Raw genomic sequence first — 16,898 nt, 5'->3', positions numbered from 1 at the left:
CGTGGAACGCAGTTTATCTGCGCCCACGCGACACACTCACTTCGTGGTCAACGACCCAACGGGCGAAAGGCTTCCCCCGTCCGAGCCGCGCATGGCGCTCGTCTGCGCATCGCCGCTATCGCGGGGCGGCGCCACCCAGGCGGCAGGCGCCGCGTTGTTCGCTGACGGACGGGCACTGTCCGTGGGTGTGCCCGGCGGCAATGGCGGAAGTGTCGGCAGCCCAGTCGGCAGCAGTCTCGTCGGCGCGCTGTTGGCAACGACTGGCGGCGGTTTGCGCGGCGCCGGCGCAGCCTTCTCGCCTAGCGGCTTCCATCCTGTCGACAGGATCGCCCGCTGAAGCAGAGCCTGAGCCTCCACGCTGCCGACATCGATCGCGAGCGCCTGGTTGGAGAGTTTGAATACACAACTCCATATCTTGTCGTTCGCACAGCTGTTCGCCACGCCTATCGCAACGTCACGCTGGTTCTCCCGATCCTTCACCTCGGTTTGCATCCGCAACGCGTCAGGATTGCCGGGTGCCAGCAACGACGCATTCGCCACGGCTGCTTTCGCTTGCGTCAGATCGTTTCGCGCGAGAGCCGCCCTTGCGTCGCCCAGCGCATCGGATACCGTCCGATGCGACTGCGCGCCGCCCGGCGCGCGAGATGCGACCGGCTGCGCGATCTTGTTGACGGCTGGCTGGCCCGTGACGTCCATCGAAGACACACCATCCTTCGACGGTGGCATGTACTGAGGTATCGAGCGGCTCGAAGCGTCCGCGCCTGTCGACAGTTCGCCGTTATCGGTGTCCCGCGTATGGCCGTGTCCGAGCCAAAGATAGCCGACCACGCCGAGCAGGGCCAGGCCGGCCAGAGGTATCGCGCCCCTCGTGACGATCCAGCGACCAACAGCTTGCGGCAGAGACAGCGGCACGACGTCCGGCGAAAATTCCGGCTCCCCTGCCCCTTGCCAGATGACGTTCGGCGCAGCACATTCCGTCGGGTCGTCGACGATTGCGGGTGCTCGGCGGGTTTCCGCGGGGACAGCCCTCAATTGCGCCTGAGCACGCTTTGGCCGATCGGCCTCGAGCGGGCGACTCACGCCGCAGTAGGGGCAGAAGTTGACATACTGGTACAGCACGCCGCCACAAGTACTGCAGGGCGTCGGAAACCTCAAGGCGGGCGTCGTTTCGGCAGACATGCTTGAACCCCAACCAATTGTGCGCGAGGCCATTTCGGCAGACTCAGCGTCGATCTGAAGACAGACAAAAGAGTGAGCGGAACTCGCCATCCACTTTCGCGGAGAAGCGGACAGCCCGGCCGCAGGGCCGGTAACTGCGCAACAGAGTGCTTTATCGCATGTCGCATCAAGCGACGGTGTTAGCTATCGCACATACGTTACGAACTCATAGAACAGAACGAATCGTGGTCTGAACTTTTCATGACCATATGTGGCGTACGGCTCTTTGCAGAAGAAACTGTGACGCCCGGCAAATGAAGAATCCCGGCCCCAAAAAGACATGGCGACCTTCCGGTCACAGAAGGTCGCCACGCTGCGCAGACGTCGATCAGTCGATAACGGAACGATGCATCGGCGTCCGCGTCATCGGGTAAGAACAGAAACTACGACAATGCATCAAACCCCACTATCCACCCGCACGCCCGCGCGAATCGGCTCGACAACGACATGGCTTTCCTTAGGCAGCGCCCATTCGAGCCACCGTGCGCGATGCAGCACCACCAGCCCGAACGCAAGCGCCGCCAGCACGCCGAACGTCGCAAAGCCCATCTGATAGCTGCCCGTGCCTTCCTTCGCGATGCCCATGATCACAGGCAGATAAAAGCCACCGATACCACCCGCCGCGCCGACGATCCCCGACATCAACCCGGTCTTGCCCTTCCAGCGCTGCGGCACCAGCTGAAACGTCGCGCCGTTGCCCAACCCGAAGCACACATACATCGCGATCAGCAACGCAATACCAGCCGACACCGGCGGCATCCACGCAGCGAACAGGAAGTCGCACAGCGAAATCGCCGCCAGCAGAATCACCAACGCGCGCACACCCGAAATACGATCCGCGACCAGACCGCCGATGGGACGCACCAGCGCACCAATACAAGCCAGCAGCGACATGAAGAGCCCTGCTTCGAGACGCGGCATCTGATACAGCGAAATCAGCAGCGTCGTCACATACGACGACATGCCGACGAAACCACCAAACGTGATGCTATAGACCAGCATCACCACCCACGTATCGCCCTCGACGAGCACGCTGCGATAGTGCTTCGGCAGCACCGCAATCGCGAGCAGCGCCCCGAGCACGGGCAGCAGCAGCACGCCCGTCTTGCCCGCGCCGAACACACCCGCATGCACGGCGACCACGAGCGCGACGAGACCCACCAGCGTCACGATGAAACTGCGCATCGCCTGCACGCCGCTGCCCGACTTCTGTCCAAGATCCTTCGCCCAGAAGAACAGCGCGATAGCGGCAAGACCCAGCAGCGGCAGCGCTGCGCCCGCAGCTTTCGCCCAGCCGAACTGATCGGCGAGCGCGGGGAACATGAAGCCGTCGAGCACCGCACCGATGTTGCCCGCAGCCGCCAGTCCCAGCACCAGACCCTGCACTTTCGGCGGATAGTTGCTGCCCGCCATCGGCAGCGCAACGGCAAAGCTTGCGCCGCCGACGCCCAGAAACACGCCGAGGATCAGCAGCAGCGTGTACGACGGCGTGCCCGGCATCAGCAGCAGCACGACGGAAGGAATCGCCGATAGCGCGATGCCCATCAGCGCGACGCGCCGTCCGTCGCAAGCCTGGTAGAGATTGCCGAGCGTCACGCGCAGGATCGCCGCACCGAGCACGGGCACCGCGACGAGGAAGCCCAGTTCTGCGGGCGACATCGCGATGTCCTTGTGAATGAACGGCGCGAGCGGCCCGAACATGACCCAGACGGTGAAGCCGGTATCGAAGTAGAGAAAGCACGCAAGCAGCGCGCGCCAGTTACCGCTCGCAAGCGAATTCAGCAGGTTTTTCATGGGTCTCTCTCATTGAACGAAAACGGGGCTGATGCGTGGGGTCGAGCAAAGAACTAGGGGAAAGCACGTTCGGTGGCGCGGGGCCGCGCGGACTGCGCGACGTGATGCGCCGGTTTGCGGGGCGTGCCGCGCCGCGACGATGCGTCGTCGCCGTCGCGATCGACGACGCTGTAGATCAGCGTGTCCATCTCCTTGATGATGTCGGCGAGCACCGTCGTGATGACGGCGAACTCGCGGCCGTACGAACCCGCGCGCGCCGCCGAAATGCGCGCATTCAACGCGACGATGTTCGCCTGCATCGAAATGCTCGATAACTGTTCCGCGATCGCGGCCTGACGGCGCTGCGTTGCTGCCTCGATACCGCGCATCTCGTTCTGATACGCAAGCGTGATTTCCTGCAGCAGTTCAAGCAGCGGCGTCGCTTGTGCGACGAGCGCATCCACATGCTCGCGTGTCACGTCGTCATTCGCCTCGACGCGCGCGACCGTTTCATCCGTCAACGCGATGAAGCGCTGCACGCGCTCATCCGCCTTGCGCGTGCCGTAATAAAGCTGCTGTAACGCTTCCGAGAACACGCCAGGCAAATGATCATTGCCGTTCACGAGCACGCGATGCGTCGCCGCAAACGTCGCGAGGCATTCGCGCGTGATCGCCAGCGCATTCATATCGCCATGCGACGCGAGCAACACATGCAGCACGATGCGTTGCGAAAGCATCCGCTGACGGCCAGACAGATTGATCAGTTCGCCGATCGTCTGCCCGGACACTTCACTGCGTTGCGTGGTGATCTGCTCGTTCGTCATGCTGGATCGCGTCGATGCGCGCTTTTCGGTTGCGCAAAAAAAAGCGTCCCGAAGCGCACGCGCGACGCCCGATCACATGGATCGAACGCTCCTCGCACGTTGCGTTTCGGGACGCCGTTGCCCCATCGGTCCGCTCGCACTGCGAGCGTCCCTGAAAAAAAACCGGAATTCGTTGAAGCCGCCGTTGGCTACGCGGCGGATAACGCAATAGGTATGCCATCAGCCTGTTTTCGGCCGATGCATGCGTATCGAAAGGGACTTGACGGCGCGCTTGCGGAGCGCGCAATCGCTTGCTGGACGGGGCGTGCGCGCATTCTTCGATTTTTCGCGCAATGCTTCTTGCCGCTACGTCCCGCCAATGAAAAAGCGCCCTTCTCAGGGCGCTTGTGCGCGCCTCAACGAAGCGCGCCAATGCTATGACGTGGTGCAGCGCACCACGGCCGTGCGCTCTGCGCTAGCGCCGGTCAGACCCCGAGACCACGTCGATCCAAACCGCGAGCACGAGAATGCCGCCCTTCACGATCATCTGCCAGTACGAGTCGACGTCGAGCATCGACATGCCGTTGTCGAGGCTCGCCATCACCAGTGCGCCGATCAGCGCGCCATACACGGTGCCCGAGCCGCCGCGCATCGAGGTGCCGCCGATAAAGCACGCCGCAATCGCATCGAGTTCGCCCATCGAACCCGCCGACGGCGAGCCCGCCGCCAACCGCGCCGTATTGATGAGGCCGCCGAATGCACACATCAGCCCCATCAGCGCGAAGATCGCGAGCTTCACGCGGTTCGTGTTGACACCCGACAGGCGCGTCGCTTCGAGATTCGAGCCGACCGCATAGATGCGCCGGCCGAATACGGTTTGCGTCGCGATGTACGTGAAAATGCCGAGCAGCGCGAGCAACAGCAGCACGGGCACGGGAATGCCGCCGTAACGGTTGAGCGTCGCGACGAACGCAAGCAGGATCAGGCCCGTCGCGACGATCTTCACGCCGTCCTGCCACAGCGGCACGACGCTCAGGTTATAGTGCTGGCGCTTCTGCCGCTGCCGCACCGTCAATGCGGCGAGCAGCACGAACAGCGCAACAGCGAGCGTGTCGCCCGCAATGCGCGGCAAATAGCCCTGACCGATAAAGACGAAGTCGTCGGACACCGGCGCGATCGTCGATCCGCCCGTCACGCCGAGCAGCACGCCGCGATACGCGAGCATGCCGCCCAGCCCGACGATGAACGACGGCACACGCAGATACGTCGACCACCAGCCGTTGAAAAGGCCAATCGCGACGCCAAGCAGCATCACGACGGGCAGCGTCGCCGCGAGCGGCCAGTGATGCGTGACGTTGAGTATCGCCGCGACGCCACCGAGCAGCCCGAGCAGCGACCCGACGGACAGGTCGATCTCGCCCGAGATGATGACGAACACCATGCCGCACGCGAGCATTCCCGTGATCGACATCTGCCGCAACAGGTTCGACAGATTGCGCGGCGTGACGAACGCGCCTTCCGTGAGGAACGAAAAGAACACCCAGATGACGGCGACAGCAAGCAGCAACGCGAGCAGCTTGTAGCGCGCGAACAGTTGCTTGATACGCTGTCCCGATGCGATCGACGCGCCGTGTTTTGCGTGGCTATCGGAGGAAGTGAGATCAGGAGTCATGCGACGCTCGCCAGTTGAGTGGGGCCCTTGCCTTTCGTGTCCGCGTCTTTCGGGTTCGTCGCGATGGCGGCCGTCAGAATATGTTCCTGCGTGAGACCGTCATTCACAAAATTGCCGCGCAACTCGCCTTCACCGATCACGAGCACGCGATCGCTCACGCCGAGCACTTCCGTCAATTCCGACGACACCATGATGATCGACACGCCGCGCTTCGCGAGCGCGAACATCAGCTTGTAGATTTCGAACTTCGCGCCGACATCGACGCCGCGTGTCGGCTCGTCGAGAATCAGCACGGAGGGATTGGTGAGCAGCATGCGCGTGAGCACCGCCTTCTGCTGGTTGCCGCCCGAAAGACTCGCAATCGACAGCATCGGCGAAGCTGCGCGCACGGACAGGCGCTTCATTTCCGAGTTGATCGTGTCGAGTTCGGATGCGGTATCGATGCGACCGCCTTTCGCAAAGCGTTGCAACACGGCGAGCGTGATGTTGTGACCGACACCCAACTGCGGCACGATGCCGTGACGCTTGCGGTCCTCGGGCACCATTGCGATGCCTGCCGTGATCGCATCGGCGGGTGCGCGGATTTTCAGGCGCTTGCCGTCCATCCACACTTCAGCCTCGCTCATACCCGGATACGCGCCGAAGATCGCCTGCATCAACTCCGTGCGCCCCGCGCCGACCAGTCCCGCGACGCCGAGAATTTCGCCCTTGCGCAACGCGAACGACACATCGTCGACACGCTTGCGGTTCGTATTCGTCACGTCATAGCACGTCACGTTGCGCGCCTCGAAGATCACGTCGCCGATCTCATGCGGTTCGCGCGGAAACAGATTCGTGATCTCGCGCCCGACCATCATCGCGATGATGCGATCGGTGGTGAGTTGCTTCATCGGCTGCGTGGCGACGTGCTTGCCGTCGCGTATCACAGTGATCGTGTCGCACACGGCTTCCACTTCATCGAGCTTGTGCGAGATATACACGCAAGCCACGCCACGCTTTTTCAGATCGCGCACGATATCGAGCAGGATTTTCGTTTCCGCTGCCGTCAACGATGAAGAAGGCTCGTCGAGTATCAGCAGTCTTGCCTGCTTGTTGAGCGCCTTGGCGATTTCGATCAGTTGCTGATGCCCGCCGCCATAGTTCATCACCGGCTGTGCGACGTTGATGCCCGTGATATTCAGTTCGCGCAACAGTTCGTCGGCGCGCTGATACATCGCCGCGTAATTCATGCGGCCGCCGGGCAGCGTGATTTCGTTGCCGAGGAAAATGTTCTCGGCAACCGACAATTGCGGCACCAGCATCAGCTCCTGATGGATGATGACGATGCCTGCGCGTTCAGTATCGCGAATGTTCTGCGCGACGAGCGGCCTGCCGTCCCAAAGAATTTCGCCGGACCACTCGCCATGCGGATAGACGCCGGAGACGATCTTCATCAGCGTCGATTTGCCTGCGCCGTTTTCGCCGCACAGTCCGACGCATTCGCCGGGCGCGACGACGAGATCGATGCCGTCGAGCGCCTTCACCCCGGCAAACGATTTGGCTATGCCGCGCAACTCCAGAAGCGCTTGTGCCATGCGTAATGTCCTGGATGGATGAAAGATGCGCGAGCGCTTCTGTCTGTGACGATCAGAAGCGCCCGCGCCCGCTATCAGTTGCCAGCCAGTTGCGCCTGCGTATAGAAGCCGTCCTTGATCACGACATCGACGTTGCTCTTGGTGAGCAGCGTGGGTTGCAGAAGTACCGTATCGACCTGCTTCTTGCCGTTGTCGTACTTCGCGTTGTATGAGGGCTTGTCACCCTTCGCGAGATCGACGGCGAGCTTGGCTGCCTCGCCTGCGATCAGCTTCAGCGGCTTGTAGACGGTCATGGTCTGCGTGCCCGCGATCACGCGCTTCACAGCTGCAAGGTCCGCATCCTGGCCGGACACGGGCACCTTGCCCGCCATCTTCTGCGCGGCGAGCGCCTGGATTGCGCCGCCTGCCGTGCCGTCGTTCGATGCGACGATCGCATCGATCTTGTTGTTGTTCGCGGTCAGTGCATCTTCCGTGATACGCAGCGCCGTCGCCGCGCTCCATTCCGGCACCCACTGCTGGCCGACGATCTTCACGTCGCCGCGATCGATTGCCGGTTTGAGTATCTTCAACTGCCCTTCGCGCAGCATCTTCGCGTTGTTGTCGGTCGGCGCGCCGCCGAGCAGGAAGTAGTTGCCTTTGGGCTGCGCGTTAAAGACGCCTTGCGCCTGCAGTTCACCCACCTTCTCGTTATCGAACGAGATATAGGCATCGACATCGGCATCGAGAATCAGCCGGTCATACGACACGACCTTGATGCCTGCCTTGTGCGCTTCGGCGACGACATTGCCCAGGGTCTTCGAATTGAACGGCACGATCACGATCACGTCGACGCCGCGCGAGATCAGGTTCTCGATCTGCGAGATTTGCCGCGCTTCGCTCGCGTCAGCGGATTGCACGGAGACTTTCGCGCCGAGTTTCGTCGCTGCGGCGACGAAATAGTCGCGATCGCGCGACCAGCGTTCGACACGCAGATCGTCGATGCAGAAGCCGATTTCGGGCTTGTCCTTGCTCGCGTGTGCGAGCGGCGCGACCATCGTCAGGCCGGCGGCCATTGCGGCGCAAACGAGGGAACTCAATACGGAACGACGCATTGCAGATTTCATGTCTCACTCCATTTAGGGTTGCGTGCAGTTTCGAATGCGAGAGAGTCGAACCGCCGTCTTAACCTCAGGGTGCGCTGCGAATACCTGTTCGCGAGCGTCAATTTTGAAAGCTGCCCCATTTTTGTTCGCACGACAGCGTGTGCCGTGCGCGCCGGCGGAGCAATTGCGAAATCTACCGGCGCTGCTAACGTTTTTTCGTGCCTTTGCTTTGCCTATTTAGCGGCTGAGTAGATTGCCTGATTGACGATGTTCTCCAGACGCTCTTGCTGTCCGCTGACATGATGCGGCGCGATGTTTCGCTGCACTGCATCGCTTGCCAGCGATTCGAGCGAATAGCCGCCCGCCAGCACCTTACGGCCGAAATCGCTGTCCCATCCCGCATAGCGTTGCTGTTTGAACGCGCCCAGGCGGTCGTTCTCGACGAGATGAGCGGCACGTTCCAGCGCGACGGCGATCACATCGATTGCGCCGATATGGCCGTGTACCAGGTCTTCGGGATCGATACTCTGGCGTCGGACCTTTGCATCGAAGTTCATCCCGCCCGTCGAGAACCCACCGTTGCGGAGGATCTCGTAGAGCGCGAGCGTGAGTTCTTCCACACTATTTGGGAACTGGTCCGTGTCCCAGCCGTTTTGCGCATCGCCGCGATTTGCGTCGATGCTGCCGAAAATGCCCAGCGCGAACGCATTGGCGATTTCGTGATGAAACGAATGGCCAGCGAGCGTTGCGTGATTCGCTTCGATGTTCACGCGGATTTCGTCCTGCAAACCGAATTGCGTGAGAAAGCCGTGCACCGTCGCGACGTCGTAGTCGTATTGATGCTTGGTCGGCTCTTGTGGTTTCGGCTCGATCAGCAGCGCGCCCTTGAAACCTATCTTGTGCTTGTGTTCGACGACCATGCTCATGAAGCGTCCAAGCTGATCGCGCTCGCGTTTCAGGTCTGTGTTGAGCAAGGTTTCGTAGCCTTCGCGGCCGCCCCACAGCACGTAGTTCTCGCCGTTCAGGCGCTGCGTTGCTTCCAGTGCGTTCAATACCTGGGTTGCGGCAAACGCAAACACATCGGGATTCGGGTTGGTCGCAGCGCCTGCTGCATAGCGCGGATGCGAGAAAAGATTGGCCGTGCCCCACAGCAGTTTGACGCCCGTCTGCTCCTGCTTGCGCGCGAGCACGTCCGTCATCGTCTTGAAGTTGTTCACATAGCTTTTGATGCTGTCGCCTTCGGGCGCTACGTCGGCGTCATGGAAGGTGTAGAACGGGGTGCCGAGTTTCTGGAACAGTTCGAACGCGTGATCGGCCTTGGCATGCGCCTTTTCTAGCGCATCACCCGAGCGATGCCATGGACGCTCGAACGTGCCTGGTCCGAACATGTCCGCGCCGGGCCATACGAACGTGTGCCAGTAGCAGACGGCTAGACGCAGGTGGTCTTCCATTCGCTTGCCGAGCACCAGTTTGTCCTTGTCGTAGTGGCGATAGGCGAGCGGGTTGTCCGTGTGCGGGCCCTCGTACCGAACGGCGGGCAAATGTTCAAAGTACGGCATGCGCGTCTCCTGATGAGTTGGTGCAGCTGAGCTGCCTGATGTGAGGTCATGCTGATGCTTACGGGTTTGCGGAGCAATTGCGAAATTCGCCAGCGGGGATGGTGATTCTTTGTGGTTGCTGGCGCAGGGGGATGGGGGCGCCTAGAATTGGCGCGATGGGTTTGATTTAGTTGTTTGGTTTGGTTCGGTTTGCCAGGGTTTTCACTGGCATCCGCGATGTGATGTTTGCTGTGCAGGCACGAAGGCATATCGCGGGGGCCAGCGAAAAGGCAAAATCCGGATGCCACCGCAAAGCACAAACCGACAGGCAAGCAGATCCAACCCTCACTGCCCGGAGAGCAAATGCCCCAGAGAACACATCGAATTGCACTGCTCTTCAATGCAAACAAAGTCTACGACCGCGAGATCATCACAGGCATCGGCAACTACCTGCTTTCCACGCGAGTCGCCTGGGACCTCTTCCTGGAAGAAGACTTCCGCGCACGCCTAAACGGCATAGAACGTTTTGAAGGCGACGGCTTCATCGCTGACTTCGATGACCCAGCAGTCTCTGAAGCGCTCGCCGACTCCCCCTTACCCGTCGTCGCCGTAGGCGGCTCCTACGAAGACGCATCGAAGTACCCACCGAGTCTGCCCTACATAGCGACCGACAACATGCAACTCATGTCGCTCGCGTATAAACATCTGATCGGCGCCGGCCTGCAACGCTTCGCCCTCTACAGCCTGCCCGAATCCCCGACCAACCGCTGGGCGCAAGAACGCGAACTCGCATTCAACACGCTGCTGCGAGCAGATGGAATGGAAGGCGACGTGCACCGCGGCCTACCGACCAGCGCGCCCGTCTGGCACCAGGCCAGCGTGCAACTCACCGAGTGGCTGCAAAGCCTGCCGAAGCCCGTCGGCATCATCGCAGTAACGGACGCCCGCGCGCGTCAAGTACTACAGGCATGCCTGATCAGCGGCATCCCCGTGCCCGAACAGGTCGCGATCATCGGCATCGACAACGATCCGCTAACGCGCTCGCTCACCCGCATTCCGCTTTCGTCGGTAATTCAGGGCACCGAGGAAATGGGCCGCACAGCCGCGCACCTTCTACATCAGATGCTGGGCGGCGCACGTTTCGCAGGCCGTCGCATCCTCGTGCCGCCCGTCGGCATCAACGTATGCGAATCGACGAAGCACGAGCCGCTCGCGAGCCCTTACGTGATGCGCGCGCGTCACTACATCCGGCAATACGCCTGCCAGGGCATCAAAACGGAACAGGTCGCCGATTACGTGGGCGTGTCGCGTTCGTCGCTCGAAGACTATTTCCGGCGCGAACTCGGCTGCACCGTGCATCAGGAAATCCTCAAGCACAAGCTCGATGTCGCCAAGCAACTGCTCGCGCAGCAGGACATGTCGAGCGCGGAAGTGGCAATCCGCTGCGGCTTCACTTCGTTGCAGTACATGTACGCCGTGTTCCGGCGCGAACTCGACTGCACGCCGCGCGTGTATCAGGAACGCATGCAAGCCTCGCCATCGACTCACAATGCGCCATCCGCATAAATGCCTTAATCTGGTTTGATCCGCGACCGATATGAATTTCGCCGACATGCACAGCACCGATACCTCTCTTTCATCCAGCGTCCAGGTCGATCGCTGGGGCACGTTGCCCGGTCTCGGCGACATTCGTCTGTTCACGCTGCGCAACGCGCACGGCATGCGTGCCACCATCAGCGATCTCGGCGCGACGCTCGTCTCGTGGCATGCACCGGATCGCGCGGGCCGCGTCGCCGATGTCCTGCTCGGCCACGACACGCCCGCCGACTATCTGGCGAGCCGCTGGTTCTTCGGCTCGACCATCGGCCGCTGGGCGAACCGCATTGCGCAGGCGCGCTTCACGCTCGACGGCGTCGTCTATCAGCTCGACCGCAATGACGGCGACAACCTGCTGCACGGGGGTATCAACGGTTTCCACAAGGCGCTTTGGCATGCTCGCGAAGTAGACGGCGCGCTGGTGCTGTCGCACGAATCGCCCGAAGGCGACGCAGGTTTTCCCGGCGCGGTCGCGGCAACCGTGCGCTATGCGCTCGACGATGACGGCGCGCTCACAATCGACTACGACGCCACCGCCGACGCACCCACGCCCATCAGCCTCACGAATCACGCGTACTTCAATCTGTCCGGCGACGCGTCCGCCGATGCGCCCGATATTCGCGGTCATGTGATCGCGATCGATGCGGACGCCTTCTTCGCCATCGACGACACGATGATCCCCATCGAAAGAAAAGACGTGGCAGGCAGCGTATTCGACTTTCGCGCGGGCGCGCCGATTGGCGCGCGTCTCGACTGGCCGGATGCGCAACTCGCGCGCGCAGGCGGCTTCGATCATTGCTACGTGCTGCGCGACGGCGCCGCTGCGACGCGCACGGCCGCTACGCTCTACGATCCCGCCAGCGGGCGCGAGCTGACGGTATCGACGGACGCGAAAGGCATGCAGTTCTATACGGGCAACTTTCTCGCGGGCGTCGACGGACGCAACGGCAAGACGTACGGCAAGCACGCGGCGTTGTGCCTCGAAACAGGCGCGTTTCCGGATCAGGTCAACATGCCGGACGCCGAACAGGTCGTGCTGCGGCCCGGTGAACGTTATCGTCACACCACCGTCTACCGGCTCGGCGTGCGTTGAGTACTTGCGGCGGCATTGCTTCCATATTCCTTACGTAATCTGTCGAAACATTGCCGCTGTTGTAATTCGCGCCCGATGATTGCGGCATTCATTACGCCATGAAATCATAGGCAGCCTTTTCTGATCTCAAAGCCAGCCCACTGCGGCGCCCCATCCAAGGGCAAAGCGGCCAGCCAGCAAACGCCATCGCATCCCCCCGACGATGGTCATTCCGTCACGAAGCATCACGCGCGTCGCGAGCATCGACGGCCGACGCGTGCGCCAGCCATTTCGACGACGGTTGCGGTCAGTTGCAACCCTACGCTGTCTTGCCCCTGGAGCGACCCGTGAACACACCCGAAACCGTTGTCATCGATTCCGCCGCGCGCGCCAACAGGCAAAGCAAAAGCGCCGGCAATGGTGCGCCGCCCGCCGGCTCGCGCCGCATTACGTTTATCCGCTGGCTGCGCAAGGTGCATAGCTGGGTCGGCCTGTGGGGCGCGGCGCTCGGTCTTTTGATGGGCACGAGCGGCTTCTTGCTGAACCATCGCGGCGGACCGCTGCGCGTTTCGACGGGCGAACCGCAGGTCGAGTCGCTGCAGGTAAAGCTGCCGCAGCCCGCGCCCGAGTCGCCGCGCGATCTCGCCAAATGGCTCAAACAAGAGCTGAAGGTGCAAGGCAAACCGGGTCGTGTGCAGAAGGAGCCGTCGCATCCCGTCGCGTGGGGTGACCGCAAGGCGGTTCAGCCGGAACACTGGCAGGTAAGTTTTGCGTCGCCTGGCGAGAACACGCAAGCGGAGTACTGGGTCGGTAATGACTATGTGACCGTCAAGCGCAGCGCCAACACGGTCCTCGCGGCGCTGACGAACCTTCACAAGGGCGTGGGCCTGAGCGTCGGCTGGGTGCTGGTGATCGACACGTTCGCGGGCGGCGTGATCTTGCTGTCGCTGACAGGCGTCTTGCTGTGGACGCAGTTGAACAAACGTCGCACGATCGGTGCGGTGCTGGTGCTCGGGTCGATCGTCGCGGCTATCGTCGCCGGGATGTTCTGACGCGTCGCGCTCATCGAATAGAACAAAGGGCAATGCACCGCTGTGCATCGCCCTTTTTTGTTGAGGCCTTTAAAATCTTTTAACGACGGAAAGCCGGCGCGCCCATCGGCGCTCCCGTATTGCCGCCATCGACGACGATCTCAGCCGCCGTCATGCCCGACGCCGCGTCCGATGCGAGGAACACAGCCGCCTGCGCCACTTCTTCGGCCAACGCGAAACGGCCCATCGGAATCATCGGTGAGAGCGCCGTTTCCGTTGCGTCGAGCGTTGCGCCTTCACGGTCGCCGCGCGTCCAGATCGACGTGCGCGTGCCACCTGGAATGACCGTATTCACGCGGATACCGCGCGTAACGAGTTCCGAAGCGAGTACGCGCGCCATGCCGGAGATCGCCGCCTTCGATGCCGAATACGCCGACGCCCCCGGCGCGCCCAGCTGACGCATCACCGAGCCGTTCAGCACGATCGAACCGCCCTCGCCCATCAGCGGCACGGCCGCCTGCACGGTGAGGAACACGGCCGTCACGTTGGTACGCATGATCGCTTCGAACTTCTCCGCCGTCGTGCTGCCGACAGGCGTCGCACCGCTCACGCCCGCATTCGCGAACACGATATCCAGCTTGCCGAACTTGTCGGCGATCACTTTCATCACGTCGTCGATGGCCGCGGGATCGTCCAGATCCGCGCGAATTGGAAGCGCGTTCGGGCCCAGTTCGGCTGCCGCTTCGTCGAGCTTCTTCTGGTCGCGGCCCGTGATCGCCACGCGCGCGCCTTGCGCGATCAGGATACGCGCCGCCGCGAAACCGATGCCGCCGTTGCCGCCTGTGATGAGTGCCGTCTTGTTTGCGAATGACATGAGGATTTCTCCAGAAATTGAGGTTGAGGGCGGACATCCGCCCGCAGCTGTTTTATAATTGCAACTGCAATCTTAAATTAATAATAGTGACCGCAATCAATAGGTGTCAAGCGGTTTTTCTCATCGGTTTGTTGCGGAAGGTGGAATAGCGGTCAATCACCCCGGCCTGAAGGCCGAGGCTTGCAGGGAAGCATCCTGCAAGTCTGGGATTGACCAGACCCAGCGCCGAGCGGCGCTACGTTGTGCAGAAGACAGCAGACCCACCGCCAGATGCTTCACTCAGTCTGGCGCTCTGGAAGTCGCAGCAGCAGACACGCCCCGGGTAGGTACGAAACGGGCTGCGACCGGTGAGCTCACCCTCACCCTCTGCTGCACAACATGGTCGAGGGGAGCGGCGCCGTAAGGCGCCCGTCACCAGGCCCGTAAGGGCAACGCGCCGGACGTTTTCCGGCAGCATAACGAGGAGCTGTGGTTTGGCCGTATGTGTTCTGGACAGGTCTGGCAAGGCGTTGATGCCGTGCAGCGAAAAGCGCGCGAGGCTGTTGCTCGCGCGCGGCCGTGCGCGCATTCATCGTGTCGTGCCCTTCATCATCCGGCTCGTTGACCGGCAGGCGCACGCCAGCAGGTTTCAACCCCTGCGCATCAAGCTCGACCCCGGCAGCCGGACCACCGGGCTGGCGCTGGTGCGCGACACGGAGCACGTCGACGCCTCCAGTGGAGAAATCCAGCGTGGCGCCGCAGTGCTCAACCTGTTCGAACTGGTCCATCGGGGCCGGCAAATCAGTGCAGCCCTGAGCGCGCGCCGGGCCATGCGCCGCCGGCGCCGCGGCAACCTGCGCTATCGCGCGCCCCGCTTTCTGAACCGCACCCGGCCGGCAGGGTGGCTGGCGCCATCCCTTGAGCATCGGGTTGTGACGACGATGGCATGGGTCAATCGACTGATGAACTGGGCACCCGTTACAGCGGTCTCCAGTGAACTCGTGCGCTTCGATATGCAGGCCCTTGAGAACCCGGAGATTGCGGGCGTTGAATATCAGCAGGGCACGCTGGCAGGTTACGAGGTGCGTGAATACCTGCTGGCGAAGTGGGGCCGCAGGTGTGCTTACTGCGACCAGGAGCACGTCCCGCTGCAGATTGAACACATCCTCGCTCGCGCGAGCGGCGGCACTCACCGTATCTCCAATCTGACGCTGGCCTGTGCGCGCTGCAACGCGAAGAAGGCGGCGCGCCCGATAGAGGCGTTTCTGGCGCGCGAGCCGAAGCGGCTGGCGCTCATTCTCGCGCAGGCGAAGCGGCCCCTGAAGGATGCGGCGGCGGTCAATGCGACACGCTGGGCGTTGGCCAATGCGCTCAGGGCAACTGGCTTGCCGGTTGAACTAACCTCGGGTGGCCGTACGAAGTTCAACCGCACGCAGCTCGGCCTGCCGAAGACCCACGCGCTGGATGCCGTGTGCGTCGGTAAGGTGGCGGGCGTGAGCGTCTGGTGCAGGCCGACGCTTGTGGTGAAGTGCACCGGCCGGGGCAGTTACCAGCGCACACGACTTGACCGGTACGGGTTCCCGCGCGGGTATCTGACCCGTTCGCGCCGCATGCACGGGTTCCAGACAGGCGACCTTGTGCGCGCAGATGTGCCCACGGGCAAAAAGGCGGGACGCCACACAGGCCGTGTCGCCGTGCGTGCGACAGGCAGTTTCAACATTCAGGTTGCCGGCGACGTGGTGCAGGGCATTGCGCATCGTCATTGCCGGCTCATTCAACGTAGCGACGGCTACGGATATTCAAGGATAGCTCTGCTCAAAGGAGACGCGAGTGATGGGACAGCTTCGCTGTCCGCGCTATCCCTCCCCGCCGTGAACGACGGGGTTTCTCGCGCAACTGGATGAAAGTCAGCAAGGAAAAAGCGGCGCAAAACCGCGCGGCCCTTGTCGAAACGGCCGCGCGCCTGTTCAGGACACACGGCATCGACGGCGTCGGTGTCGCCGAAATCGGCAAGGCGGCGGGGCTCACGCATGGCGCGCTCTACGCGCACTTCCCGTCGAAGGAAGCGCTCGCGGCGGAAGCGCTCGCGCACGGTCTGCAGATCGGCCACGAACGAATGACCCGAAAGCCCGATGGCCATGCGCCGAGCCTGAGCGAACTGCTCGACAGCTATTTGTCGGAAGAAAAACGCGACGACATCGCGAACGGCTGCGCGATGGCGGCGTCGGCGAGCGAGGTCGGCCGTCAGGACGAAACGATCAGCGCGCGCTACAGCGAAGGTTTCGAACTGATGACGTCTGTGTTCGAAAAGCACCTGCGCGCGCACAAGGTGAAGGGCGACCCGCGCGAGAAGGCGATTGCGATTTCGTCGACGCTGATCGGCGCGATCGCGGCGTCGCGCGCGGTGTTGAAGGCACAGCCGGAACTCGCGAACGACATTCTGCGGGCGGTGCGGCGCGCGGTCGGCGATATTGCGGGCGAGAAAGCCTGAGGGGCGGGCGCGTCGAACGAAGAACTGCTTCAAAAGCGCGACGCAATCCGCACGCGCCGCTGTCCACGCACGTCACGCCTTGAACTCGCGAATGCGATGTCCAATAGTTAGAAGGGAATAAAGAGGACCGCGTCGTAGTTCGTCAAATCATGACGGACGCGCCATTCTTCGAGCAAGGAGTGCATCGTGCGCAAG

13 protein-coding genes are annotated in these 16,898 nt (G+C 62.3%); 5 read left to right on the top strand and 8 right to left on the bottom strand.

Annotated features, from left to right (window positions below; translation table 11 throughout):
• Nucleotides 1–36: 36 nt before the first annotated feature.
• The 7 genes from BLT65_RS37675 to xylA form a co-directional block, all read right to left on the bottom strand.
• A complete protein-coding gene (locus tag BLT65_RS37675) occupies nucleotides 37–1,179 on the bottom strand; it encodes a hypothetical protein (protein ID WP_244186921.1) in 1,143 nt (380 codons plus the stop codon).
• 435 nt (nucleotides 1,180–1,614) lie between these two features.
• On the bottom strand, nucleotides 1,615–3,012 hold the full coding sequence (locus BLT65_RS37670; RefSeq protein ID WP_042307391.1) for an MFS transporter: 1,398 nt from the start codon (nucleotides 3,010–3,012) through the stop codon (nucleotides 1,615–1,617).
• Between the two features lie 53 nt (nucleotides 3,013–3,065).
• On the bottom strand, nucleotides 3,066–3,815 hold the full coding sequence (locus BLT65_RS37665) for a methyl-accepting chemotaxis protein (RefSeq protein ID WP_091788051.1): 750 nt from the start codon (nucleotides 3,813–3,815) through the stop codon (nucleotides 3,066–3,068).
• A gap of 454 nt (nucleotides 3,816–4,269) precedes the next feature.
• Complete coding sequence (locus tag BLT65_RS37660) at nucleotides 4,270–5,466, bottom strand: sugar ABC transporter permease (protein ID WP_042307387.1); 1,197 nt, start codon at nucleotides 5,464–5,466, stop codon at nucleotides 4,270–4,272.
• A complete protein-coding gene (gene xylG / locus BLT65_RS37655; RefSeq protein WP_091788048.1) occupies nucleotides 5,463–7,040 on the bottom strand; it encodes a D-xylose ABC transporter ATP-binding protein in 1,578 nt (525 codons plus the stop codon). The genes BLT65_RS37660 and xylG overlap by 4 nt, the downstream gene beginning before the upstream one ends.
• A 74-nt stretch (nucleotides 7,041–7,114) precedes the next feature.
• Nucleotides 7,115–8,143, bottom strand: a complete 1,029-nt coding sequence (gene xylF, locus BLT65_RS37650; protein ID WP_042307384.1) for a D-xylose ABC transporter substrate-binding protein — start codon at nucleotides 8,141–8,143, stop codon at nucleotides 7,115–7,117.
• 212 nt (nucleotides 8,144–8,355) lie between these two features.
• Nucleotides 8,356–9,681 carry a xylose isomerase gene (gene xylA / locus BLT65_RS37645; RefSeq protein WP_091788045.1) on the bottom strand — a complete coding sequence of 442 codons (1,326 nt, stop codon included), beginning with the start codon at nucleotides 9,679–9,681 and terminating at the stop codon, nucleotides 8,356–8,358.
• 342 nt (nucleotides 9,682–10,023) lie between these two features.
• Between xylA and BLT65_RS37640 the strand changes: the two genes are divergently transcribed.
• The 3 genes from BLT65_RS37640 to BLT65_RS37630 all read left to right on the top strand — a co-directional run bounded on the left by BLT65_RS37640 (nucleotide 10,024) and on the right by BLT65_RS37630 (nucleotide 13,380).
• Entirely contained in the window at nucleotides 10,024–11,226 is a 1,203-nt protein-coding gene (locus BLT65_RS37640; RefSeq protein WP_091788042.1) for a XylR family transcriptional regulator, read from the top strand.
• Nucleotides 11,227–11,257: 31 nt separating this feature from the next.
• Entirely contained in the window at nucleotides 11,258–12,349 is a 1,092-nt protein-coding gene (locus BLT65_RS37635) for an aldose epimerase family protein (protein WP_091788039.1), read from the top strand.
• Nucleotides 12,350–12,675: 326 nt separating this feature from the next.
• Nucleotides 12,676–13,380 (top strand): PepSY-associated TM helix domain-containing protein, encoded by a 705-nt coding sequence (locus tag BLT65_RS37630; protein ID WP_091788036.1) that lies wholly within the window; start codon nucleotides 12,676–12,678, stop codon nucleotides 13,378–13,380.
• Between the two features lie 79 nt (nucleotides 13,381–13,459).
• Here BLT65_RS37630 and BLT65_RS37625 read toward each other — a convergent pair whose 3' ends face one another.
• Nucleotides 13,460–14,233, bottom strand: a complete 774-nt coding sequence (locus BLT65_RS37625; protein WP_091788033.1) for an SDR family oxidoreductase — start codon at nucleotides 14,231–14,233, stop codon at nucleotides 13,460–13,462.
• Between the two features lie 473 nt (nucleotides 14,234–14,706).
• On the opposite strand from BLT65_RS37625, the gene iscB reads away from it, so the two are divergent.
• Together iscB and BLT65_RS37615 are read left to right on the top strand one after the other, a co-directional pair.
• Nucleotides 14,707–16,116 carry an RNA-guided endonuclease IscB gene (gene iscB / locus BLT65_RS37620; protein ID WP_091788030.1) on the top strand — a complete coding sequence of 470 codons (1,410 nt, stop codon included), beginning with the start codon at nucleotides 14,707–14,709 and terminating at the stop codon, nucleotides 16,114–16,116.
• The gene (locus BLT65_RS37615) at nucleotides 16,113–16,703 is read left to right on the top strand and encodes a TetR/AcrR family transcriptional regulator (protein WP_091788028.1); all 591 of its coding nucleotides are present in this window, start codon (nucleotides 16,113–16,115) and stop codon (nucleotides 16,701–16,703) included. The genes iscB and BLT65_RS37615 overlap by 4 nt, the downstream gene beginning before the upstream one ends.
• Nucleotides 16,704–16,898 lie beyond the last annotated feature (195 nt).

Source organism: Paraburkholderia steynii (assembly GCF_900100565.1).
Lineage (GTDB): Bacteria > Pseudomonadota > Gammaproteobacteria > Burkholderiales > Burkholderiaceae > Paraburkholderia > Paraburkholderia terrae.
This window is presented reverse-complemented; position numbering and strand designations above follow the sequence as displayed.